General features: G+C 41.0%; 20 protein-coding genes and 1 riboswitch. Of the genes, 2 read left to right on the forward strand and 18 right to left on the reverse strand.

The genetic code is table 11. The features are described 5' to 3' along the window. Positions 1–29: 29 nt before the first annotated feature. The 4 genes from MKX73_RS04395 to thiT all read right to left on the reverse strand — a co-directional run bounded on the left by MKX73_RS04395 (position 30) and on the right by thiT (position 3,185). Entirely contained in the window at positions 30–590 is a 561-nt protein-coding gene (locus tag MKX73_RS04395) for a GNAT family N-acetyltransferase (protein WP_340716448.1), read from the reverse strand. Positions 591–663: 73 nt separating this feature from the next. Beyond that, the gene (locus MKX73_RS04400; RefSeq protein ID WP_340716449.1) at positions 664–1,506 is read right to left on the reverse strand and encodes a polyphosphate kinase 2 family protein; all 843 of its coding nucleotides are present in this window, start codon (positions 1,504–1,506) and stop codon (positions 664–666) included. Between the two features lie 170 nt (positions 1,507–1,676). Next, positions 1,677–2,429, reverse strand: a complete 753-nt coding sequence (gene map / locus MKX73_RS04405; RefSeq protein WP_340716450.1) for a type I methionyl aminopeptidase — start codon at positions 2,427–2,429, stop codon at positions 1,677–1,679. A 189-nt stretch (positions 2,430–2,618) separates the two neighbouring features. Further along, positions 2,619–3,185 carry an energy-coupled thiamine transporter ThiT gene (thiT, locus tag MKX73_RS04410; protein ID WP_340716451.1) on the reverse strand — a complete coding sequence of 189 codons (567 nt, stop codon included), beginning with the start codon at positions 3,183–3,185 and terminating at the stop codon, positions 2,619–2,621. Between the two features lie 130 nt (positions 3,186–3,315). After that, a riboswitch (TPP riboswitch) is annotated at positions 3,316–3,424 on the reverse strand. 115 nt (positions 3,425–3,539) lie between these two features. Between thiT and MKX73_RS04415 the strand changes: the two genes are divergently transcribed. Continuing rightward, complete coding sequence (locus MKX73_RS04415; RefSeq protein ID WP_340716452.1) at positions 3,540–3,869, forward strand: DUF4870 domain-containing protein; 330 nt, start codon at positions 3,540–3,542, stop codon at positions 3,867–3,869. A 245-nt stretch (positions 3,870–4,114) separates the two neighbouring features. Here MKX73_RS04415 and MKX73_RS04420 read toward each other — a convergent pair whose 3' ends face one another. The 6 genes from MKX73_RS04420 to nikC form a co-directional block, all read right to left on the reverse strand. Further along, the gene (locus MKX73_RS04420; RefSeq protein ID WP_340716453.1) at positions 4,115–7,168 is read right to left on the reverse strand and encodes an SMC family ATPase; all 3,054 of its coding nucleotides are present in this window, start codon (positions 7,166–7,168) and stop codon (positions 4,115–4,117) included. A gap of 2 nt (positions 7,169–7,170) precedes the next feature. Next, the gene (locus MKX73_RS04425) at positions 7,171–8,334 is read right to left on the reverse strand and encodes an exonuclease SbcCD subunit D (RefSeq protein ID WP_340716454.1); all 1,164 of its coding nucleotides are present in this window, start codon (positions 8,332–8,334) and stop codon (positions 7,171–7,173) included. A 97-nt stretch (positions 8,335–8,431) separates the two neighbouring features. Further along, a complete protein-coding gene (locus MKX73_RS04430; protein WP_340716455.1) occupies positions 8,432–9,445 on the reverse strand; it encodes an ABC transporter ATP-binding protein in 1,014 nt (337 codons plus the stop codon). Beyond that, complete coding sequence (locus MKX73_RS04435) at positions 9,417–10,454, reverse strand: ABC transporter ATP-binding protein (protein ID WP_340716456.1); 1,038 nt, start codon at positions 10,452–10,454, stop codon at positions 9,417–9,419. The genes MKX73_RS04430 and MKX73_RS04435 overlap by 29 nt, the downstream gene beginning before the upstream one ends. Positions 10,455–10,472: 18 nt before the next feature. Further along, complete coding sequence (locus MKX73_RS04440; protein WP_340716457.1) at positions 10,473–11,426, reverse strand: ABC transporter permease; 954 nt, start codon at positions 11,424–11,426, stop codon at positions 10,473–10,475. Between the two features lie 15 nt (positions 11,427–11,441). Further along, complete coding sequence (gene nikC / locus MKX73_RS04445; protein WP_340716458.1) at positions 11,442–12,338, reverse strand: nickel transporter permease; 897 nt, start codon at positions 12,336–12,338, stop codon at positions 11,442–11,444. 394 nt (positions 12,339–12,732) lie between these two features. Between nikC and MKX73_RS04450 the strand changes: the two genes are divergently transcribed. Then, positions 12,733–14,376 (forward strand): glutathione ABC transporter substrate-binding protein, encoded by a 1,644-nt coding sequence (locus MKX73_RS04450; RefSeq protein WP_340716459.1) that lies wholly within the window; start codon positions 12,733–12,735, stop codon positions 14,374–14,376. Positions 14,377–14,430: 54 nt separating this feature from the next. Here MKX73_RS04450 and MKX73_RS04455 read toward each other — a convergent pair whose 3' ends face one another. From MKX73_RS04455 to MKX73_RS04490, 8 genes are all read right to left on the reverse strand, one after another. After that, a complete protein-coding gene (locus tag MKX73_RS04455; protein ID WP_340716460.1) occupies positions 14,431–15,294 on the reverse strand; it encodes an SGNH/GDSL hydrolase family protein in 864 nt (287 codons plus the stop codon). Between the two features lie 21 nt (positions 15,295–15,315). Next, positions 15,316–16,545, reverse strand: a complete 1,230-nt coding sequence (locus MKX73_RS04460; RefSeq protein WP_340716461.1) for an aminopeptidase — start codon at positions 16,543–16,545, stop codon at positions 15,316–15,318. A gap of 3 nt (positions 16,546–16,548) precedes the next feature. Continuing rightward, positions 16,549–17,781, reverse strand: coding sequence for a DEAD/DEAH box helicase (locus MKX73_RS04465; protein WP_340716462.1), 1,233 nt, complete (start codon positions 17,779–17,781; stop codon positions 16,549–16,551). 531 nt (positions 17,782–18,312) lie between these two features. Next, complete coding sequence (locus tag MKX73_RS04470; protein ID WP_340716463.1) at positions 18,313–19,494, reverse strand: acetyl-CoA C-acetyltransferase; 1,182 nt, start codon at positions 19,492–19,494, stop codon at positions 18,313–18,315. A 22-nt stretch (positions 19,495–19,516) separates the two neighbouring features. After that, on the reverse strand, positions 19,517–20,659 hold the full coding sequence (locus MKX73_RS04475; RefSeq protein WP_445783303.1) for an acyl-CoA dehydrogenase family protein: 1,143 nt from the start codon (positions 20,657–20,659) through the stop codon (positions 19,517–19,519). A gap of 164 nt (positions 20,660–20,823) precedes the next feature. Then, the gene (gene murQ, locus MKX73_RS04480; protein WP_340716464.1) at positions 20,824–21,729 is read right to left on the reverse strand and encodes an N-acetylmuramic acid 6-phosphate etherase; all 906 of its coding nucleotides are present in this window, start codon (positions 21,727–21,729) and stop codon (positions 20,824–20,826) included. Next, the gene (locus MKX73_RS04485; protein WP_340716465.1) at positions 21,726–22,703 is read right to left on the reverse strand and encodes an N-acetylglucosamine kinase; all 978 of its coding nucleotides are present in this window, start codon (positions 22,701–22,703) and stop codon (positions 21,726–21,728) included. The genes murQ and MKX73_RS04485 overlap by 4 nt, the downstream gene beginning before the upstream one ends. A 13-nt stretch (positions 22,704–22,716) precedes the next feature. Then, positions 22,717–23,748 (reverse strand): serine hydrolase domain-containing protein, encoded by a 1,032-nt coding sequence (locus MKX73_RS04490; protein WP_340716466.1) that lies wholly within the window; start codon positions 23,746–23,748, stop codon positions 22,717–22,719. Positions 23,749–23,751 lie beyond the last annotated feature (3 nt).

Here is a 23,751-nt window from a genome sequence, read left to right on the forward strand (position 1 = left end):
AAATTCAATGAATGAGCACTCCCGCTTTTTTATAATGCAGCTTCTTTGTATTCCCGCTGCAAAATGGCGTACATATAATGGTCGACCCATTTTCCGTTTATATATAACAGCTCCCGCAATAGCCCTTCCCTTGTAAATCCCGCCTTTTCCAATACACGAATTGAAGCCGAATTCGGTGGTGCCACATATGCCTCTATTCTATGAAGATTCAATGTATTAAAAGCAAATTCCATAACTAGACGTACCGCTTCAGTCACAATACCTCTGCCTGTGAAATTCTCATCCATCGAATATCCGATAAAACCGCTTGAATAGGGTAAACGTTTAATGGAATAAAGTGAAATATGCCCGATCAACTGGCCTGTCGCATTGTAAAAAATCCCGAAAGAAAACTCCCGGTTTGACTGCAGCAAATGTATGCTTTCCAAAATTTTATTATACTGTACTTGTTCGGTATAAAATTCATCACGATGTAATGGCTCAAATTCGGACCAATACATTTTATTGTCTCTTAATAATTTTGCCAACCCTTTCGCATCGGACGGCGTGAATGTGCGAAGCGAACATTGTTGCCCAATAAGTCGAACCATTGGACCCTCCTTCTTGTGAAATAGCTTGAATAAGCTTTTCATTGAACCACCTTCATTTCATTTCAAAGCTTGCCTACTGTTTTTTCAACTTTTTCTTTTTTAATTTTACAGGCTTTGGCTTTATATCTATAGATTCCGTTTTTTCTTTATCTGCAGCTGTTTCAGTATCTTTCCCGAAAATGTTCGTCAGCTTCATACCCCGTTTAGTAATTTCTTTTTCTATATGGGCTATTGTTTCTTTTAGTACTTGAACACGTGCATAGTTTTTGTCGTTCCCTGGTATTAAGTGCCAAGGGGCGTTTTCAGAATCGGTTTTTTCGAACATTTCATCTGCTGCCTCGCAGTATAAATCAAATTTATCACGGTTCCGCCAATCTTCGGCTGTTAGTTTCCATGACTTGTACGGATCTGCAGCTCTTTCATTAAAACGCTGAAGCTGTTCATCCGAGTCGATATGAATCCAAAATTTTATCATTATATAATCTTCATCTGTCAGTTGCTTCTCAAAGCTGTTAATTTCGTCATAAGCACGTTTCCATTCCGCTTCTTCAGCAAATCCTTCTATGCGCTCCACAAGTACCCGCCCATACCAGGAGCGGTCGAAAATGGCGATCTGACCATGCTGCGGCAACTTTCTCCAGAAACGTTGCATATAATGATACCGCATTTCATGGGGCTGAGGGGCGGAGATCGGCCAGACCATTAACCCGCGCGGATCAATGCGTTCTGTTAATCGCTTGATCGCTCCCCCTTTACCCGCTGCATCCATTCCTTCAAATGCAATAATAAGTCCGATTTTATTGTTGAATAAAAACTGCTGGGCATTTAGCATTTCGTATTGTAAAGCTTTCAATTGCTTCTTATAGATTTCCTTCTCCAGTTTTTGCGATAAATCCACATCTTTTAGCTTTTTCAAATAGTGCTGCCTCCCCTACTCCATATATTTATGTATATTTTACTTGAAAGTGTATGGAATTGGTAATTGTTGCAGTCATTTATTTGAATCATTTGATTATTTTATGTTTTCACCTAGTTTTTATAGAACAAAAAACGCGGGTGCACTTATGTATGCCCCGCGTTTATAGCTTAGTCTTCCAATGTTGTTAAAATGATCGGTTTATCTTTTGTTACGATAATCGAGTGTTCGATTTGGGCAACTAATGATTTGTCCGGTGTAATGAATGTCCAGCCGTCACCTGACTCCACGATATGTTCAGCCTTCGCCGAAATGAACGGCTCAACTGCTAACACCATACCTTCTTTCATGATCGTTGTATCCCAAGCATCGTAATAGTTCAATACATGGTTTGGCTCTTCGTGTAATGATTTACCTAAACCATGGCCAGTTAAGTTCATAATTACTGTCAAACCGTGATCACGTGCTTCACGCTCTACCGCTTTACCGATCTGATTTAATTTTGAACCTGCTTTAACCTTTGTCATTGCACGATCAAATGCTGATTTTGCTACAGAGCAAAGTTTTTCTTTATCTTCATAACCTTCACCAACGACAAAAGAAATACCTGTGTCTGCAAAATACCCGTTTAAAGAGCCCGAAACATCAATGTTTACGATATCGCCTTCCTTAATAACCTTGTTACCTGGAATACCATGTGCAACTTCGTGATTTACTGAAATGCATGTATATCCCGGAAAATCATACTCGCCTTTAGGACCGGAAACCGCGCCTGCTTCCGCAAACATACGGCCAGCAATTTCATCCAATTCTTTCGTTGTCACGCCAGGTACTGTCGCAGCTTTCATCGCCTCACGAATTTCAGCACAAATGCGTCCAATTTTTTTAAACGCCTGTATTTCTTCTTGAGTAGTAACAATCATGTGTAACTTCCTTCCTCTTAAACAATGTCTACCCTTAACTATAGCATACTTAAAATCGGTTGTAATTGTTCAAGGATTTTAAAATTTGGCGTTTTATTACTAATTTAGTACGACTTTCTACTATATAATGAGGAAAAAACTTGCAGCTGGAGAATTATTCCTCGCTGCAAGCCTTAAGCTTTTTAATCGTTATGTTGTTTTTACTTTTTGCAGTAAGCGGGGTGCAGATGTGAATAAAATAACTGCGATAATTGCCGTCAGTATTGTAGCAGGTACCATATAAGTACTGTTGTAAATAATTGAATAGGCCCATACATTATCATCGCCTGCATATTCTTTAAAGAACACGACACCTGCAAGCAAGTGCGAAACAAATCTTAAAGCACCACCTATAAGTGCTCCAATGACGATATAAAGTGCCATTTTCACTTTATTAAGCGATTGTGTTGCCTGTAATAACGGCTTTCTTACAATTGCTGCTAATCCTACTACTGTAAAGGCAAGACCATAATCCAAAATTGCCTGAAGCCAGTGTACAATATAAGCCCCGAACATCATTTGCATAATGCCGATCAGCAAGCCTGTTGCAAGTCCTGCCGTTAATCCCCAACGGATGGCCATTAACATAATCGGTACCATTACAAAGCTGATGGACCCGCCTTGTGCCCACATTTTAAAAGATACTTGATCCAATACAAGTCCGATGGCAGCAAATATCGCTATTTCCACCATCATCAATAATTTCTTTCTGTCCATAACAATGCCCCTTTCTTTTATCCGATGTAACAAAAGTGAAGAGGGATAGAATGGAACTTTTACTTCTTCCAGGTATCTAGAAAAAGCAAAAAACGATAATCAGGACAAAAGCCTGACTATCGTTTGAACAGTCGGATTCTATCCACATCCCTACGCAAGTGCTAACTTACAGGTTCAAAGAGTCAGTGCAATCCCGTGCACAATCTCAGCCGACTTTCTCGGCACCCCTTGTGGTACATCTAATTTTTATTGTTTGAACATGCTCATTGTAACGAATATTTTTACAACTTTCAACAGCTATTATTTTTAAATGTACTAGAATTACATATACTAGAGGCGAAGGAGTGATAAATAATGGAATCGAAAGGGTTAAGTGCACTGAGCTATTTGAGCTTTTATTTTGCACCGTTTATTTTACCGTTGATTATATTTATTGTTACAAAAGATAATGCCGTTAAAGACCATTCTAAAAAAGCTTTTATTTCCCAACTTATTCCGATAGTGTTAGGGATTTTGTATACGATTTACTTTTTAACCTCTGTTCTTTCCTGGAATGATACTTTGACCCTGAGTATACAGGATTTTTTCATCAGTTCGCATTTTATCGGATTTATTCTATTAGTTGTGTTTACGTTCATCCTGGCAATATGGAATCTCATTCAAGCGATTAAAGTTTTACGGTAATGTTTATAACAGCTCCTGATTTGGGTATATTTTTTATACGAAATGTTTTCGTTAAGGAGTGTTTACTAATGAAATTAAATAAACTCATTAAGACAGCAATTAAATATGGACCAATCGTGTATCCGATCATAAAAAAAATGATGGACAGCAAAAAATCAACTCCCCAACCAGCAACTACACGACGAACTCCAAAACGTTAATGCAAAAAACACATTTCCCGCTTTCTGGAGGGAAATGTGTCTTTCTTATTTAATGATAATCTCTGTTTTACTGTAACCTTCTTTTAGCTTTTGCACTTGTAAAATGGCGGGCATTGCTGCTTTCAGTTCTGCCACATGGGAAATGACGCCGATTAAGCGGCCTGTTTGCTGAAGGTCGATCAATATATCGATTGCCCTTCTTAACGCTTCCTCATCCAAAGTACCGAAGCCTTCATCTATAAACATTGTATCGATATGCACACTTCCCTGAACACTTTGAATAACATCGGCCATACCTAACGCCAATGAGAGTGAGGCGTTGAATTTTTCACCGCCGGACAGTGTTTTTACATCCCGCGTTTGCCCTGTATGACTGTCATATACATCAATGCTGAGTCCGCTTTGGGCATTTCCTTCTTTCCTTCCTGTAGATTTCAGGAAGTACTGGCCATTAGATAGGACACGCAAACGTTCATTTGCCGCATGTGTCACTTTTTCCAAATAGCCCATTTGTACAAACCGTTCAAATGAAATTTTCGCATCATTTTGACCACGAATTAAATTATAAACATGTTCGACTTGCATCAGTTTCGCTTTATAACTTTCAATCTGCTGTGCTGATTGGTCAAGTTTATCGCTTGTCTCCTTACATTGCTCCACATAGGACTGGATCAGTGTTATTTTGGAATACTGTGCCTCGATCTGCTCATTCAGCTCATGAATCTGTTGCTCACACGCCGTTAAATCGGCTTGTTCTTTTCCTTCAAGTAAAGGTTCTTCCTCGGCAATTTGAACAGATAATGTATGCACATTTTGCTTATACGCTTCAACCGCATCCTGAATTTGCTGCTGTACATTTAAAGGTAATAACGCACTCTTATACGTTTCTAAATCGAAACCTTCCTGCTGCAATGCTGACTCAAATGCTTTTTGTGCTGAAGTAGATTCCTGCTGTTTCTCTCCTACAAGATTTTTCGCATGCAGATGATTCACTTCACAGGATTTTTCATCCAATTGCATTTTTTGCATCGCTTCAAGTGCATTTTGAATCGCAATTTTTAACTGGCCATGTTTTTGCTGCTGGCTTGCCAATTCAATTGTTACTTCATCCAATGTAGAAAACTGAGGCAATAATGACTGCTCGCTTTGCTCAAGCTTCCCTTTTTCCTGTGCATATTGTTTATCGATATCGATTACATATTGCTGCCCTTTTTCAATGCGACCTTGCAGCACTTCTCTATTTTCTGAAAGCTGTGCCATCGCTTTCTTTTCAGTGATAAGCTGTGCCTGCTGCTGTTTCTGCTTCGTCAATTGCGCAGTCAGCTCGGTTAATCGCTGTTCATATTCATGTAGTTGTGAAGGCTCTGCGCCAAGTGAATGAAGCGCACTTCTTTTCTGCTCCAATGTTGCCTTTTCCACATCTACTTTCGAATTGACCTGGTAAAAACTTTGCATCGCCCGATCGCCTTCCTGACGGAGCTGTGCCAATACATTGTCGTCAATGACAACTGCTTCGCTGTTATGAACAGCTGGGTGCTCTGTGCTTCCACATACAGGACATGCTTCACCATGCTGTAATGATGCTGCTAAAAAGGATGCCTGATTGCTGCGTAATTGCTGCTCCATATTTTGCAGCTTCTGTTGGGCTTCATCAGCAATTTGTTTTTTACCGGCAAGCTGTTTCACTAAAGCATCGACATTCATCTGAATTGCATCCACTTCTTTTACCATTTCAATTTTCCGTGTTAATGCAGCATGTGCTTCGTATGTTTCATGGTACGTTACTGTCGCATCTTCCAGTTCATTGATGATGGCTTGCTGCTGTTGATATTTTTCTTTTAAAGAGGATGCTTCGTTTTGCAGCTTATCAAATAATTGCTTTGCGTTTTTTTGGTTTTCAGCAAGCATTGACACATTTTCCCGTTGTGTATTAATTGATTGATAGATCGGTACAAGCTGTTCAAGCTGCGAAATTGATTTCGTATAGTTATCCAACAACGGTTCTTGCTGCTTTTGCTCCTGATAGTGATCTGTCGCCTGCTGAAGTTGTGACTGTGCACGTTCATAGTCAGCCTTTGCTTTTTGCAAGGAGACTTCCGCTTGTTCAAGCTGCCGTTTCACCTTCACGTATTCACGTTCTAACGGCTCTATCTGATTAGCCTTTTTGGCCAGTACAAGTTTCTGCTGTTCTGCTTGTATTTTATCCTTTTGTTCGAGTAATTCTTCGAGCCGCGCTTTCCGCATTAGAAACTTTTCAATCCGCTCATTTAACAGCCTTTGATCATTCAATGTTTTAACTAACTTTTTTAACTCCTTTTTTGAAGAATCATATTCCTCTTTTAATGCTGTACATTGATTTTCGTAATGTTGCTGTTCTGTCAGTAAGGCACTCTTTACTTGGTACAGATTAATAACATCATTGTTCAGCGATGAAAACAGTTCAGACTCTCTATGTGGGAGTCGGGACCGGATTTCATGAATTGTGTTGTCCTGTTGCATCTTTGCTTGTTCATAATGTTTTTCAGCACTATTCTTTTTCTCTTTCAGCAGTTCCACCATTTTCGTAAAGCGTTCCGTTTTGAATATTTTCCGGAAAATCTCCTCTTTATGCTTTGATTCCGATGTGAGGAGCTTTTGAAATTCCCCTTGCGGCAGCATAACGATCTGATTAAATTGGGACTGCGTTAAGCCGATCAGTTCTTCGACTTTCGACTGAATGAGCTTCACTTGAAACTTTTCAACAGCGGGTACAATGACCCCATCGGTAATCTCAAAAAACTCGCGCTTTGCACTTGCACCGTCATGACCAAACTTCCGCCAAATACGGTAAAGGCGACCGCGTACTTCAAATTCAAGTTCGACTTCCGTATCAACTGATTCATCCGCAAAATCACTGCGCAAAAACAGCGACTTTTCCCGATCCTCTCCACTTCCGGAATCATAAAGTGCAAATGTAATCGCATCGAAAATAGTCGTTTTCCCCGCGCCGGTTGCACCGGAAACGACAAAAATTCCATGTTCATGGAGTTTTGTAAAATCTATGACTTCCCTTTGATGATACGGTCCAAATGCTGTCATCGATAATCTGATTGGTTTCATCGTTACAGCACCTCCTGTTTTTCACGTTCATTTTCGATCAGCTGCTCTAAAACCTCAGTATAAATCTCTTTAATTTCATCACTTAAAGGCTTGCCTGTCATTTCCGTATAAAATAGCTCAAACAGTTCCGAATCATCCATTTGAACACGGTTCATTGTCGTCGCATGCTGTTCAAGCTGTTCATACACAACTGTTCGTTCAATATGCAAAGCATTCGGATAAACAGTGCGGACAAGTTCGGCAGCACCTTTCACATAATGTTCATCCTGTAATTTAACAAATACATAATCGTCATTTACTTTATGCTGCAATATATCTTCAAGCATTCCTGTCACAATGCGCATGTCCCGCACTGGGGTAAGCATTCTTTTTTCAATCGCCACTGTTCCGTCTTCTTTTAAATCGACAATCAAAAAACCCTTTTTATGTGTCACTTCAGATTCTGAATACTTAAGCGGCGATCCGGAATATTGAATTTTCTCGTTTGCGACAAAGTGCGCCTGATGTAAATGTCCTAACGCTGTATAACAGAACGGTTCGAATAATACTGAGCTGATACATTCCGTCCCGCCAATCGTCAATTTACGTTCGGAGTCACTTGTATTCGGCTCCGGCATCCCGTCTTTTGTAATGAACGCATGCCCGACGATAATATTGCGTTTCGTATTATCCATTGTCCGCTTAATCTGTTCAATGATTTTCGCCATCGCCGCTTCATGCGACGTAATGGACTGATCGTCAAATAATGCCCGTACAATTGACGGCTCTGCAAAAGGAACTAAATAAAAATGAACTTCCCCGTATTCATCATGCATGATGACCGGATCGATATTCTTTTCTAAATGACCGACGATATGTAAACCGCTCGCCTTCATAAATTCACTGCCAAAATTTAAACGTGTAGCGCTATCATGATTTCCAGCGATTGCTAAAATCGGCGTTTTTTCATCGACTAAAATTTCTTTCAATGTTTTATTTAAAAGTTGGATCGCATCTGTCGGTGGTACTGACCGATCATACAAATCTCCGGCTATAATAATGACATCCGGCTTTTCTTTTCTGATTTCTTCGATAAACTGTTCAAGCACAAATTGCTGGTCTTTCGTCATCGATACACCTTGTACTATTTTTCCTAAATGCCAATCTGCTGTATGGAAAATTTTCATGAATACCGCCTCCTATCTTATAACTATAAGTGTACATGAGCGAAAATAAAAAAACCATATCGTACGAATATTCGTTCGTACGATGTGGTTTCGATAATTACTGCTTTACAGCCATTTTGCCGGCTGAAATTTCTTCCATGTAGTGGCATGCCGCTTCATGCGTATTCTTCATAATGGAAGATGTACGCAAAACAGGTTCTTCCGTTCTGCACTTATCTGTCGCAAATGGACAGCGTGTATGGAATCGGCAGCCTTGTGGCGGATCGATAGGTGACGGCACATCACCTTTTAAAACAATACGGCTTTTTACAGCATCCGGGTCCGGCACGGGAATCGCTGATAATAATGCTTTCGTATAAGGATGCTGCGGGTTTTCGAACAGGCTTGTTTTATCGGCAATCTCTACAATTTTCCCTAAATACATTACGATAATACGATCCGAAATATGACGTACCACCCCTAGGTCATGCGAGATGAATAAATAAGTTAAACCGTATTCATTTTGCAGCTCTTCCAGTAAATTCAGCACTTGCGCCTGAATCGATACGTCCAGCGCAGATACCGCTTCATCACAAATAATCAGTTTTGGATCAACCGAGAGCGCACGGGCAATACCGATACGCTGACGTTGACCACCCGAGAATTCATGCGGGTAGCGGTCTGCCTGATATGGTCGTAATCCAACCGTTTCAAGCAGTTGTTCAATACGGGCACGTCGCTGATTTGGCGGCAGTACATTTTGAATATGCATCGCTTCGTTCAGCACACTTGCAACTGTCTGACGCGGATTGATCGAAGCATACGGATCCTGGAAAATGATTTGCAGATCTTTGCGGAATTTACGCATTTCGCCTTTCGGAATTTTCGTAATATCCGTCCCCTGAAATACTACGGAACCATCTGTCGGCTCTTCCAAACGTAAAATCGCACGGCCTGTCGTAGATTTACCACAGCCCGATTCTCCTACAATGCTGACAGTCTCTCCTTCATAAATCGTAAAGGAAATATCATCTACCGCTTTTACGTGGTTGACTGTACGGCCCAGAAATCCTCCCTTAATCGGGAAATACTGTTTTAGTCCTTCAACCTTTAACAGTTCTTTTTTCGCCATATAGCGTCACCTCCGATTCTCCATCCCATTCATCCGAATACATCCAACAGCGGATCTGCTCTGAACTGTTGTCATCTGTATTCAGTAAATCCGGCTGTTTTTTATGGCAAAGCTCGATTGCAACAGGGCAACGTGGAGCAAAGCGGCATCCTACCGGCATTTCATGCGGGCTTGGCACCATTCCTTTAATCGGAATCAGTTTTTCCTGTTCCACATCGTGACGTGGCAATGAATTAAGTAAGCCTAACGTATATGGATGCTTCGGATTTTTGAATAATGATCGGACATCTGAGTATTCTACAACTTGTCCTGCATACATTACTGCCACATAATCACATGTTTCCGCTACTACACCTAAATCATGGGTAATCATAATAACAGACATGCCTAAACGGTTTTGCAGGTCTTTTATCAGTTCCAGAATTTGCGCTTGTATCGTTACGTCCAGCGCTGTTGTAGGCTCATCCGCAATTAAAATTTCCGGGTCGCATGCCAGTGCCATCGCGATCATTACACGTTGACGCATCCCCCCTGAAAGTTCGTGCGGGTATTGCTTAACACGCTTTTCGGGTGATGGAATACCTACAAGCTTCAGCATCTCTACGGATTGCTGCATCGCTGCTTTTTTGTCCAGTTTTTTATGGATCCGGATTGTTTCACTAATCTGCTGGCCAACTGTATAAACCGGGTTTAACGATGTCATCGGCTCTTGGAAAATCATAGAAATCTGGTTTCCCCGAATATCACGCATCGCTTTTTCAGAAAGCTTCAGCAAGTCCTTCCCTTTAAAAAGAACTTCGCCGCCTTTCGTTTTACCGTTTGATGCAAGTAAGCGCAGTATTGAAAGTGATGTGATACTTTTTCCGGAACCGGACTCTCCTACAATCCCGATTGTTTTACCCTTTGGAACAGTAAAGCTTACACCATCAACAGCACGTACTTCTCCCGCATCCGTGCCGAAAGAAGTTTGTAAATTGTTTACGACTAAAATGTTTTCCATTTCATTCATTTGCCACACCTCTTTTCATTAGTTCAAGTCAATTCGTTTATTTAAGAACTTGTAAGAAATATCAACAAGCAGGTTTACAATTACGAATAATAGTGAAATTACAAGTACAGTACCTTGAACAATCGGGAAATCCCGTTGCCTGATTGCATCAATTGTGAGACGTCCCATGCCGTTGATAGCAAAAATCGTCTCAGTTAATACAGCACCGCCCAAGAAACCGCCAAATTCCAGACCAATAACTGTTACAACAGGAATCAGCGCATTTTTCAGTGCATGGCGGTAAATAACGATACGTTCTGATACACCTTTTGCACGAGCAGTACGGATATAATCCTGACCGATTACTTCAAGCATTGACGAACGTGTCATACGAGCAATGATTGCTGCTCCCCCTGTCCCCAGTGTTACGACAGGTAAAATAATTTGGCGCCATGAATCTCCCCATCCGGAAGGACGCATTTTCAGAAATTCGGGCAGGTCCATATCGAATGGCAGGTTCCCTAATGCAAACCATTGGATCAAGAGTAAACCTAACCAGAAGTTCGGCATTGAAAGACCGAAAAGTGCGACAATCATGATCGATACATCGGTAAGTGTATAATGGCGAACTGCCGAAATGATTCCGGCAATTAAACCGATAAATACAGCTAAAATTGTGGCATATACAGATACCTCAACTGTAATCCAAAAACGTGCCTGAATTTCATCCATTACCGGGCGTCCGCTGCGAATGGAATTTCCTAAATCACCTTGCAGGGCATTTCCTAAAAACCGGCCGTATTGCACATATGGCGGATCATTCAGACCCAGTTTTTCACGTAGATTTTCTACCGTTTGTTCAGATGCACCTTCCCCTGCCATTACTTGGGCAGGATCTCCAGGAATTAGGAACATCAATGAAAATACTAAAATTGAAACCCCAAACAGTACGGGAATCGTTTGTAATAAACGACGAATAATATATTTAGTCATTTACTGTTCCACCTCCTATTGTTTCATCTTCGGATCAAGTGCATCACGTAACCCGTCACCAAAAATATTAAATGCCAATACTACGATAACAATCATCATTCCAGGAATTAATACCATATGTCCCGCATTATGCATAAACGCACGACCATCACTTAACATAGCTCCCCATTCCGCTGCTGGCGGCTGTGCGCCTAAACCTAGGAATGCCAAACCGGAAGCTGTCAGAATCGCCGTTGCAATACGCATCGTTGCCTGTACGATAATAGGTGACATAATATTCGGTAAAATATGCTTAAAGATGATGCGGATATCTGATGCACCGAGTGCTTTGACTGCATCAATGTACTCGAGTTTTTTCACTTGTAAGGTCGAACCTCGGACAATACGGGCGAATGCCGGTATCGAGAATATTCCAACCGCAATAATTACGTTTATTAAACTGCCGCCTAATACTGATACAATCGCAAGTGCCAGTAAAATACCAGGGAATGCCAGCAAAATATCCATAAGACGCATCGTAATTGTATCTACTGCCCCTCCATAGTATCCCGCTATAATTCCTATGACGACTCCGATAACTCCGCCAATAAATACGGATAAAAATCCAACCGTCAGCGTCAGCTTCGTACCGTTAACAATCCTGGAGAAAATGTCCCGCCCGAAGTTATCAGTACCAAACCAATGCTCTTTTGAAGGTGGTTGCAGTTTGTTTAAAATATTTTGAGCATTCGGATCTGTCTTTACTAAAAATGGTCCAAATATCCCTACTAAAATGATAAAAAGAATAATGATTCCACCAACTACTGCCGCTTTATTTTTTAATAGACGCTTCATAAACGTTTTAAATGCTTCAGCTCGGGGATTGCTTTTTCTCACAGTAGAAGGATTTTGTTCTGTTTGTGTTGTACTCATATAATTCACCCTTTCAAATTTTATTTTCCTTCTTACAACAATATTAAATTTGTATAAGCATTAGTATATAGAGTGAAATCTGAACATTTCAACATAATATTTTTTTACTAAAATTCAGAATATTTTAATATTTTTATGTTTTTTAGTTCAAAAGTTATACCTATATAATATACTTTTATCTGGAAATATAACCAAAAACTTGGTTCTGTTATATTTTTATCATTTTTCTGAATTTAACAATATTATAATAAGATACTATAAAATACATAATTTTTCTACTTAAAAAAGTTTTTTTCTTTTTTGTATTTGATGCTATGGGATCATGTGCTATTCTATTAACAGAAATTACATTTTTGTAATATTCTAAAATCAACTAAATGGGGGGACTTCCAACATGTCATTTTCTAAAAAGTCGCTATGGATGCTACTTCTTACATTTACACTTGCACTTGTGCTAGCAGCATGTGCCGGCGGAGATGATTCAGAAGACACATCAAAAGATAGCGGAGACACTGGAACTGAAACAAATACTGACTCTGGTACTACAGAGGAGGCTGCGGGTGGCGGCGACTTAATTATCGCCGAGTTATCTGATGCAAGTTCATTGGATCCACATGGTTCAAATGACGTACCATCATCTAACATTCAATCAAACCTTTATGAAACTTTAGTAAACCGTGATGCAGACGGGGAATTAGTACCTGGTCTTGCAGAATCTTGGACTCAAGTAGACGATGTAACTTGGGAATTCAAGCTTAAACAAGGTGTTACTTTCCATGACGGTGAAGAATTTAACGCTGAGGCTGTAAAGGCTTCATTCGACCGTTTATTAGATCCGGAAGTTGCATCTCCACGTGCTTTCTTATTTGAGATGGTAACAGAAGTTAAAGTAGTAGATGAATCTACTGTTCAATTTGTAACTGAATACCCGTTCTCACCATTACTTGCTCATTTAACGCATAATGGTGGCAGCATCATTTCACCAAAATCAATTGAAGAAGATTACGCTGCAATGGAAGCTGATTCATCAGTCAATGCGGGTTCTGTAATCGGAACAAACCCTGTTGGTACTGGTCCATTCAAATTTGAAAGCTGGACTCCGGGTACTGAAATTAAGTTAGTTAAATACGCAGAATACGCTGGCACTCCGGCACACATTGATTCTGTAACATTCAAAGTAGTACCTGAAGGAGCTACTCGTGTTGCGGAATTAGAATCAGGTTATGCACACATCATCGGTGCAGTAGAGCCTGCTCAAGTAGCAAATGTTAATAGTTTTGATGAAGCTTCTGTATTAGAAACGGCTTCTTCTTCTTTAACATACCTTGGCTTCAATACTGAAAAAGAGCCTTTCAACGATCCAAAAGTACGTCAAGCAATCTCTAAAGCAATCGACCGCCCAACTTTAATCGAAGGTATTTATGAAGGCTTTGGTATTCCTGCGATTTCACCATTAGCTCCTGGTATTTTCGGATACACAGAAGATGTGACTTCAATGGCTTACAACATGGATGAAGCGAAAGCATTACTTGAAGAAGCAGGCTATGCGGACGGCTTTAAAACTACAATTTGGACGAATGACAATCCAGCTCGTCAACAAGTTGCAATTGTTTTACAGGAAAACTTGAAAAAATTAAACATTCAAGCTGAAATCGAAGTAATGGAATTCGGTTCATACTTGGAAAAAACAGCTGCCGGTGAGCACGATATGTTCATCTTAGGCTGGTCTAACCCGACTGGTGATGCGGACTACGGTCTATATGCATTATTCCACTCTTCACAACATGGTGACCCAGGTAACCGTTCATTCTACACAAGCGAAAAAGTAGATGAATTATTAGAAAACGGTCGTCGTGAAGCAGATCCAACTGCACGTGAAGCTATCTACAAAGAAGCTTTACAACTGATCTCAGACGAGTCGCCAATGGCATTCGTATTACACCCTTACACTTTAACTGGTGTATCTGATAAAGTTTCCGGCTTCAACGTTGGTACTGACAGCATTTATCAATTACGTGACGTTAAAATTAGCGAGTAATTGAACATAAAAAAGCATTCCTTCAAGAAATTCTTGATGGAATGCTTTTTCTTTTTATACAAATATCGGTAGCGGTTGATTCAGCGTATGCAGTGAGATATACGGCACTTCTTCTACAGCTGACTCTCTTTGCAGCTGCAGTATTTCTTCAAACGTTTTCGGGTTTGGGGCCGGCATTGCATCGATTGGCAAACTGAGTGCCTCATTGCCGCTATAACTTTTCAGCATTTCATTAGCCATGATACGGTATCCAAGCTGGTTTGGATGCACATCCCCCACATTCGGCAAATAGGCTGTGCGCTGCTGTTCAAATGCTTCAAAAACATCCACAAATATATACCCTGCTGCTTCAGTTTCCTGCTTCAGTATCGTATTTAAAAGCTGGACCGCCTCTACCGTTCCATCTGCCTGCTCTTTATGAACACTCACATAAGGGAAATAATAGCCAAGTACATAAACTGTCGCTTTCGGCGCCTTTTCATTGATCAATGAAAGCAGCTCCCCCATTTGGGTACGCACCTCATTTAATGCGAAATTCGCACTAAGCTGGCTAAAAGAAAGTGTTCCCTGTTGCGGGCTATGTGTAATAAGCGGCAACAGATTATTCGCTCCGGCTGATAGAGTAATCAGTGTTGCTTCATTCAGTAATGGTGCAGCTTGTTCAGACTGAACCGTTTCGATTACATTTCCTACACGGTAGCCCGGGAAAGTAAGCTCTTTAGAGAAATGAGCGAGCTTACCATGGCGTTTCAGCTGCAAAGCAATGTAATCCGTATAACCTGCATCAATCTGACTGTAAGGTGTTTGCCCTGCTGCCAAAGAGTCGCCAAGTGCAATATAAACTTCCCGTTCATTGGCTAATGCTGCCGTTGGAAACAGAACAATACAAAAAATAAGACTGAAAATTATTTTTCGCATTTATTCACCCCACTTCAATTTTTAAAATGCCCAATTACCTTTTCTGAAAATCGGTTCTGTTGTGCCGTCTGCCAGAATTCCGTCAATATCCATTTCCGCACTGCCGATCATGAAATCTTCATGTGTGATCGATGTATTAATGCCCAGTGCTTCCAGTTGGCCCTTTTCAAGTTCCTTGCCACCTTCATAACATGTCGGATAAGCTTCTCCGATTGCGAAATGGTTAGAGGCATTTTCATCGAATAATGTGTTGTAATATAAAATATTTGATGAAGAAATCGGTGATTCATGCGGTACTAATGCCACTTCTCCCAAATATGATGACCCTTCATCAGAAGCAACTAGCTGCTTTAATAAGTCCTGACCAACTTTTGCCTCAACGTTAACAATTTTACCTTTTTCAAAAGTCAGCTTGAAATCATCTATAATATTGCCTTTATAAACGAGTGGCTTCGTATTTGATACATAGCCGTTTACACCGTATTTTGCAGGCAGCGTAAAGACTTCTTCTGTCGGCATATTCGCGATGAATGTCGTACCATCAGGTGCCTCGCTGCTTCCGCTTTTCCATAAATGTTTGTCCGGAAGTTCAATCGTCAAGTCTGTACCAGGTGCCGTGTAATGAAGCTTCGCATACTTTTTGTTATTCAGCATCTCTGCACGTGCATGTAAGTTTCCAATATGAGTTTGCCAGTTCGCTACGGCATCCCCTTCACCAATGCGCACCGTTTTGAAAATAGCATCCCATAATGCGGGAACCTGCTCCTGTTCCGGTAAATCAGGGAATACTTTTGCCGCCCATTTCGGCGAAGGTACAGCAATAATTGACCATGCAATATCATCATTCATAACAGCTTTACGGTAATTCACTAATGCTGCACCGGCTGCTTTTTGCTGTGCTCCGATTTTTTCTGAATCGATACCTGCCAGTAAATCCGGATTTTCCGCATCGATCCAGAGAAGCGCACCTTTACGTTCTATTAATTCTTCACGTTGTGCAACAACCCATTTCGGAAAATTGGCTGTTTCTTCTACTGTAACATTCTCATAATAGGCACGTTCAAAGCTGGCATCCGTCAAGTTTACATGAACACGGCTTGCGCCTGCTTCATATGCTTTTTTAACGACAATACGTGTAAAGTCCAGCGTATCCGTAGATGTATTAATTAATAAATATTGTCCTTTTTGAATATTTACTCCGATTCGAACGGCTAAATCTGCAAATTGCTCTAACTTCTCTTGGAATGTCATGAATTATTTCTCCTTTTTCTTACTGAAAGTCATGCCCTTTTTATTGGACTTTGCTTGATACGACTTTTTCTCAGTTGCTTTGTTTGCTGCAGGTGCTGCTTTTGATGTAACTGTCTTGGCATTTCCCTCGACAAGCTGTCCTTGAGTCCATACTTTTTGAACACCTTTTAAGGAAAGATCGCGCAACCATTTTTTGAATGTCTTTTCGTCTTTGTACGATAGTAAAGTCAGTACTTCCCCGTCTGCACCGGCACGCCCTGTACGTCCTGAACGGTGAGTATATTGCTCGATTGTTCTTGGTACATCAACATGAATAACATGTGTTAAACCTGAAATATCTAAACCTCGTGCTGCAATATCCGTCGCGATTAAAATTCGTGCTTCCCCTTTTCGGAATGCATCCAGCGCTTTTTTACGCTCATCTTTTTTCATATCCGAATGAAGTGCTACAATTGGCGCATCACGGTATTCCAGCTTGTTCTGTTTCATTAGTACTTGGTCGATGTTATTAACAAATGCCAATCCGCGCAATCCTTCAATATTGGCTAATCGACGAAGCATATCGGTTTTGTCCCGCTCATCTACTTTTACAAATGAGTGGACAACTTTACCGAACTTCACCATATCTTCCGGTTTGATCTCGATGCTGATCGGCTCGAACATTAAGCGCTCTGCTACAAGCTTGATCTCTTCAGTAATCGTAGCCGAAACGACAACGACTTGACGGCCGAATGCAGCATTTTCGATAAACGATTTTACGACAACACGGTACTCGCGGCTAAGAAGCTGATCACATTCATCCAAAACGATTGTTTCGATTTCTTTAAGCTTTAATTTGCCTTGGCGTGCCAATTCATTCAGACGGCCTGGTGTCCCGACAACAATTGTTGGCTTTTTCTTTAATTTTTCAATTTGGCGTGCCGAGTTCGCACCGCCGATTAGTTGCTGCACAGTGATGTCTGTTCCTGCTGTCCAGTCACGGATCACTTCAACGATCTGCATCGCAAGCTCTTGTGAAGGTGCGACAATCAATGCCTGAGTCTGTTTCTTTTTACCGTCTACTTTATTTAAAATCGGTAATGTGTAGGCCAGTGTTTTTCCTGAACCTGTCGGTGATTCCGCTACGATATCTTTTCCTTCAACCATCGCAGGAATCATTTCCTCTTGTATTTTCATTGTCGTTTCAAATGACCATTTATTTTGAAGTGTTTCGTTTAATAAGCTAATTGCTGACATATTGTTTTACCACCTTTTATTCGTTGGCTTTAGTGTACCATATTCCATTATTAATGCGGAAATTTGACGGGAGATCAGTTCTTGTTTTACAGCGGAAAAAGGATGCAATGTGTCAATTGAAAAGTGGCGGGTGAAGCTGGGGGGAGATTTTCTAATAAATCCGGAAATCATCTAATATATTTTAATTTGTTCTAATAAAATGCCGATCTTCTAATATATCCGGCGGTTGTGCTAATATCGGTTCGGTTTGTTCTAATATCACCTAACCTTTTTCTAATAAAGCCCGGACATTTTCTAATATCCCGCATAATTGTTCTAATAAATTTCAAACCGGGCGCCTTTTCACACATCGTGAAGTAAAATGCATGCACTTGAACTTCAAAATTTCCCGAAGTTCTAATAACCTCGTCATTTCTTCTAATATCGCCCTTATTTCTTCTAATAACCCTTCCCCTTCTTCTAATAAAAATCCCCATCCCTCGCCCACAACAAAAAAGCATGCCGGAAACCAACTTCCAGCACGCCCAGCTTCTATACTCTTTCGATAATTAAGGCAATTCCTTGTCCGCCACCGATACAAAGGCTAGCAACCGCATACTTCCCGTTGCGTCTTTGCAGTTCATATGCAGCGGATAAGATGATTCTAGTTCCGCTTGCACCTACCGGATGACCGAGTGCAATTGCACCACCATTTACATTCGTTTTCTCACGGTCCAGGCCAAGTTCCTTTTCCACCGCGATATATTGGGCTGCAAATGCTTCATTAATCTCAACTAAATCCATGTCTTCAATTGCTAAATTCGCACGCTCCAATGCTTGACGAATTGCCGGAGCAGGGCCGATTCCCATAATTGTCGGATCTACACCCGCTATTCCCCATGAGACAATGCGAGCTAACGGCTTTAACCCTTGTTCATTTACAAAATCTTCACTAGCGACAACGACCGATGCTGCACCGTCGTTAATGCCGGAAGCGTTCGCAGCAGTAACGGAGCCGTCCTTTTTAAAGGCAGGGCGTAATTTCGCCAAGCTGTCCATTGTACCGCCTTCTTTAATATGTTCATCCTGATCTATTAAAATTTCGCCTTTTCTCGTAGCTACAGCAACCGGCACGATCTCTTTCGCAAAAGTGCCATCCTGACGCGATTTTGCGGCACGTTCGTTTGATAAAAGTGCAAAGGCATCTTGCTCCTCACGGGAAATCGTATACTGGTCAGCAAGCTTTTCTGCCGTCAAGCCCATCCCAGAACCTGTATACTTGTCAGTTAATGTTGCTTGAAGCATATCTGTAAACTCCAGATTGCCTAGTTTCGATCCGCTGAAACGTTGTTCGAAATTCGAATATGGCGATTGGGACATGTTTTCCGCTCCTCCAGCAAGTACAACATCCCCTTCACCTAGCTGGATCATCTGAGCCGCCGATACGACCGATTGCATACCCGATCCGCAAAGACGGTTTAATGTCAATGCCGGCACTTCCTTTGGCACCCCTGCATAAAGGCCGATATGACGGGCTAAATATGCCGAGTTCGTGCCAGTTGTAATGACACCTCCGTAAATGACATGGTCGACTTGCTCTGGCTGTACATTAGCGCGCTTTAACGCTTCCACTGCTGTTTTTGTACCAAGCTGTACTGCATCTGTTGTTGCAAAAGAACCTCCAAAAGCTGTAAATGCTGTACGTGCCCCGTCTACGATATATACGTTCTTCATTATTCCATCCCCTTTGTCAGTACTATTTTATAATTTGTTTGGCGATAATCCCCTTCATGATTTCGGTCGTGCCCGCATAAATGGCTGCTACCGGAATATCGCGGTATCGTCTTGCGATTTCGTATTCCTCCATATAACCGTAACCGCCGTGCAGCTGCAGACATTCGGATACGACTCGCTTGGCCATTTCACTGATCCACCACTTGGCCATCGATACTTCCTTCACGATATCTTGTCCTGCAATATGTTTGGCAATTAAACTATCCACATATGTACGGCCAAGGTCAATTTCAGTTGCCATTTCCGCCAACTTGAATTGAGTATTTTGGAAATCGGCGATGCGGCTGCCGAATGCTTTTCGATCTTTTACATAGTCTACTGTCAGTTTCAAACAGCATTCTGCTTCGATTTGTGTTTCGATAGCAACAATAAGGCGTTCCTGCTGCAGTTTTTCCATCAAATAATAGAAGCCCCGGTTTTCTTCCCCTAATAAGTTTTCTGCCGGTACACGTACATCTTCAAATATAAGCTCTCCTGTATCTGCACTGTGCATCCCGATTTTATCGAGTTTTTTTCCGCGCTTGAAACCAGGAGTACCCCTTTCGACAATAAGCAGACTCACCCCTTTATATGCCGGACTTGCCTGCGGATCTGTTTTACAAACGACAACAACATAATCTGCATGAATGCCATTTGTAATAAACGTTTTTTCGCCGTTTAAAATATAATAATCTCCATCTTTTTTCGCTGTCGTCTGAATGCCTGCCAGATCAGAGCCTGCACCCGGTTCCGTCATAGCAATTGCCGAAATATATTCGCCTGTAACGCTCTTAGGTAGCCATTTTTCCTTTTGTGCAGTTGTCCCGTATGCTTCAATGTAAGGTGTCACAATATCGGAATGAAGTGAAATTCCGCTTGCCAACCCTGCGCCAACACGCTCAAGTTCCTCCGTTAATATAGCAGAATAACCAAAATCCAGCGCAAGTCCCCCATATTCTTCACTCACCATTGGACATAAAAAGCCATTTTCCCCAAGCTTCAGCCAAAACTCACGTGGAATATCGCGGTCCTTTTCCCATTGTTCAAAATATGGATAGGCCTCTTTATCCAGCATTTTACGTAAAGCTTTTCTGAACATTTCATGCTCTTCTGTATAAATGTCCACTTCCCCGCCCCCTTTTGTTTTTTTCTGAATATTAGTACATTTCAATTTTAACAGGCACAAAATATGGAAACAATGGTTTTATAAGAAATATTATTGCACTATACAGAAATTCTGGTGAAAAATAAAAAAAGAGTTGCCAGAATTATTCATGACAACTCCCGATATTAACTATTGTTCAAAAGTAAAATAGCTTTCCTTGTATGGCCATTTACTTGATCTAACGCAAGCTTTACTCGTTCATAATTTTCATTTGTTTTTAACATGACAATTGCCGGCTTAACAGCAAACTTTGTTTTTTCCAGTACTGCTTCTGCTTCCTCATATTTGCAGTCCGTTGCAGCGATGACAATTCTTTTAGCCCGTTCTATTAATTTATTATTGCTGGCATGTACATCGACCATCAAGTTTTCGTACACTTTGCCTAATTGCACCATCGACGCTGTACTGATCATATTTAAAATCATTTTATGTGATGTAGCTGCTTTTAATCGTGTTGATCCTGTCAATATTTCGGGTCCTACGACTACTTCAATCGCTTCTTCTGCAAAGCGGCTTACTTCAGAATTAATATTGCTCGTCAAACTTACCGTGTAGGCACCGACAGATTGCGCGTACTGTATAGCACCGCTTACAAATGGTGTCGTACCGCTTGCCGTAATACCGATAACGGAATCGTACCGCGTTATGTTTTTTTCCTTTAATTTGTTTATTCCGTCTTCCAAACGATCTTCCGCATTTTCAACTGCCTGGAAAAATGCTTCTTTTCCGCCTGCCATGATCGTTTGTACCAGCTCCGGATCGGTCATAAAAGTAGGCGGACATTCAGATGCATCAAGCATTCCTAATCGACCACTAGTTCCCGCTCCGATGTAAAAGAGGCGGCCGCCGTTATTCATATTTTCAACCACTTTTTTAATTACTCTCTCAATGACAGGTAAAACTTGTTCAACACTTTTCACAACCTGCATATCTTCTTTATTCATGATTTGAAGTATGTCCGAGATAGGCATTACATCCAAATTTATTGTCTCATTATTTCGTTTTTCAGTTGTTAATTGATCGTAATTCATGTTATCTCACCTTCCAATAGACGCCATGTTTGTTGAATCGTTTGTTTAACTAGATCACTTACTTCAATATCACTTTCATGCAACGCTAATAAGTAAGCTCCAACTGTCCCGGAAATTGTTGGCTTTAAAGCAGTCAAATCAGGAAACCGCGCTGAAAGTCGTACGGTAAACTCTTCATAAAATATATTGTTCGAAAATAATCCGCCGTGCAATACGACCGGTTTCGTCCGATCAATTCGTGAATAGGCATTTTCAATAAGTTCAATCAAAGCTTCTTGCGCGGCACTAACGATGGCTTTTGCCAATTGATTTTCTTCAATGGCATCCAGCACGATTCTGCTTACGGAAGAAATAGCTGTTACAGGATTCGGGCTGCCATAAATTTTTGTAATGAGCTGGTCAGGTGACAGTACATTAAAGTGGGTCAATATCTTTTCCTGAAAAGGTTTAAGAGATGCTTTACCATCATGCGCTTCCAGTACGGAACGAATGGCAAGCTTCCCTAAATGATAGCCGCTTCCCTCGTCACCCAGTAAATAGCCCCAGCCGCCAACACGAAATGTATTTCGCTGCTCATAACCGAATATAATCGCCCCGGTTCCGGCAACAAGTAAAGTACCTTCTCTGCCCCAGGTTCCCGCTGCCAATGCGGCATGAATATCACTCTGGATCTTAAGTTTTTCCAGTACAGGTGACTGCTTAAACGCATCATATATTTTCTGTTGTTCTGCTTGTCGATCTGCCCCTGCCATCGCAGCAAATACCAACTTCACATCTGTTAATACTGATCCTGTCTTTTTTAACAACTGATTGATTAATTCATTTAGAAGTGTGTACAACTGCTCTGTTGAAATCGCTGTTAAATTGCCTGAACTGCCCTTTGCAACTGCCAGTAAATGTCCACTTTCATCACCAATTACAGCGGTTGTTTTCGTACCGCCGCCATCTATACCAATCCATAGTTTTCCTGACATATGCTCACCTTATCTATTCATTTTCAAGTGCAATTAAGTTATGCACGATTCGTCGAAATCGTTGAATTTCACAGCTGCGTCCAAAATGAACGCGATTTGTTAACAAAATAATTGCTAATTGCCTCTCATCCGATATCCATATTGAAGTACCCGTGAAACCGGTATGCCCAAAGCCTTCTTTTAAATATTGGCCGGAAAATGAAGGTGAAGAATACAATTGCCATCCTAATCCACGCTGTTCTTCATGCTCTTCAGTAAAACTTTGCTTAGCCAATTGTTTAGTTTGCTCGTGAAAAATAGAATCGTTATTTTTCATAAAGGATTGAGCAAACTTTGCCAAGTCTTCTGCGGTCGAAAACAACCCGGCGTGACCGCTTACTCCGCCAAAATGCAGTGCATTTTCATCATGCACTTCCCCCCATTGATGTTTGTTCAAATAGGTTCGGTACTCAGTTGCAGCAATTTTCTCCTGTAACTGGGCAGACGGATTAAATCCAGTATTGTGCATACGAAGCGGCTGAAAAATATTTTTATCGGCATAATCCGCTAATGAAATCCCGGTCACCTTTTCTATTAATTCCCCTAATAAAATATAGTTTACATCACTGTAGATCACCTGTTGCTCTACATTTTTACGTCCTGTTTCCTGCGCTATCCGTCCAATGACATCAGCGTATGCGACCTCTTCTTTATAAAACTTGATTTCAGCCTGAAAACCGCTCGTATGTGTTAATAAATGACGTATCTTAACGTCTTCATGTATCTGTTTAAGTTCCGGAAAGTAGGAGCTAATGGAATCATCCAAATCAATAAAACCACGCTCAAGCAATAATAAAATCGAGCTTGCCGTTGCTGTCACTTTCGTTAATGAAGCACAATCAAAAATCGTCTGTTCCGTCATTGGAATTTGCGCTTCCGTATGTGCCATGCCAAATGCTTTACAGTAAAGGACATCTTTTGCATTTGCCACAGCCAATACCGCACCAGGCAGTTCTTTGTTATGGATCGCTGTTTCAATAAATTCTTCGACTCGTGAAAAAGACATGAT

The organism is Solibacillus sp. FSL W7-1436 (assembly GCF_038007305.1).
Lineage (GTDB): Bacteria > Bacillota > Bacilli > Bacillales_A > Planococcaceae > Solibacillus.

Excerpts from the sequence above, each read along its gene's own strand:
- MKX73_RS04430 (WP_340716455.1), bottom strand. The coding sequence starts at position 9,445 with ATGGCGAAAAAAGAACTGTTAAAGGTTGAAGGACTAAAACAGTATTTC.
- MKX73_RS04465 (WP_340716462.1), bottom strand. The coding sequence starts at position 17,781 with ATGTCAGCAATTAGCTTATTAAACGAAACACTTCAAAATAAATGGTCA.
- MKX73_RS04415 (WP_340716452.1), top strand. The coding sequence starts at position 3,540 with ATGGAATCGAAAGGGTTAAGTGCACTGAGCTATTTGAGCTTTTATTTT.
- MKX73_RS04395 (WP_340716448.1), bottom strand. The coding sequence starts at position 590 with ATGGTTCGACTTATTGGGCAACAATGTTCGCTTCGCACATTCACGCCG.
- MKX73_RS04455 (WP_340716460.1), bottom strand. The coding sequence starts at position 15,294 with ATGCGAAAAATAATTTTCAGTCTTATTTTTTGTATTGTTCTGTTTCCA.
- MKX73_RS04485 (WP_340716465.1), bottom strand. The coding sequence starts at position 22,703 with ATGTCAGGAAAACTATGGATTGGTATAGATGGCGGCGGTACGAAAACA.
- MKX73_RS04435 (WP_340716456.1), bottom strand. The coding sequence starts at position 10,454 with ATGAATGAAATGGAAAACATTTTAGTCGTAAACAATTTACAAACTTCT.
- MKX73_RS04460 (WP_340716461.1), bottom strand. The coding sequence starts at position 16,545 with ATGACATTCCAAGAGAAGTTAGAGCAATTTGCAGATTTAGCCGTTCGA.
- MKX73_RS04440 (WP_340716457.1), bottom strand. The coding sequence starts at position 11,426 with ATGACTAAATATATTATTCGTCGTTTATTACAAACGATTCCCGTACTG.
- murQ (WP_340716464.1), bottom strand. The coding sequence starts at position 21,729 with ATGAATTACGATCAATTAACAACTGAAAAACGAAATAATGAGACAATA.
- MKX73_RS04420 (WP_340716453.1), bottom strand. The coding sequence starts at position 7,168 with ATGAAACCAATCAGATTATCGATGACAGCATTTGGACCGTATCATCAA.
- map (WP_340716450.1), bottom strand. The coding sequence starts at position 2,429 with ATGATTGTTACTACTCAAGAAGAAATACAGGCGTTTAAAAAAATTGGA.
- MKX73_RS04470 (WP_340716463.1), bottom strand. The coding sequence starts at position 19,494 with ATGAAGAACGTATATATCGTAGACGGGGCACGTACAGCATTTACAGCT.
- MKX73_RS04450 (WP_340716459.1), top strand. The coding sequence starts at position 12,733 with ATGTCATTTTCTAAAAAGTCGCTATGGATGCTACTTCTTACATTTACA.
- thiT (WP_340716451.1), bottom strand. The coding sequence starts at position 3,185 with ATGGACAGAAAGAAATTATTGATGATGGTGGAAATAGCGATATTTGCT.
- nikC (WP_340716458.1), bottom strand. The coding sequence starts at position 12,338 with ATGAGTACAACACAAACAGAACAAAATCCTTCTACTGTGAGAAAAAGC.
- MKX73_RS04490 (WP_340716466.1), bottom strand. The coding sequence starts at position 23,748 with ATGTCTTTTTCACGAGTCGAAGAATTTATTGAAACAGCGATCCATAAC.
- MKX73_RS04425 (WP_340716454.1), bottom strand. The coding sequence starts at position 8,334 with ATGAAAATTTTCCATACAGCAGATTGGCATTTAGGAAAAATAGTACAA.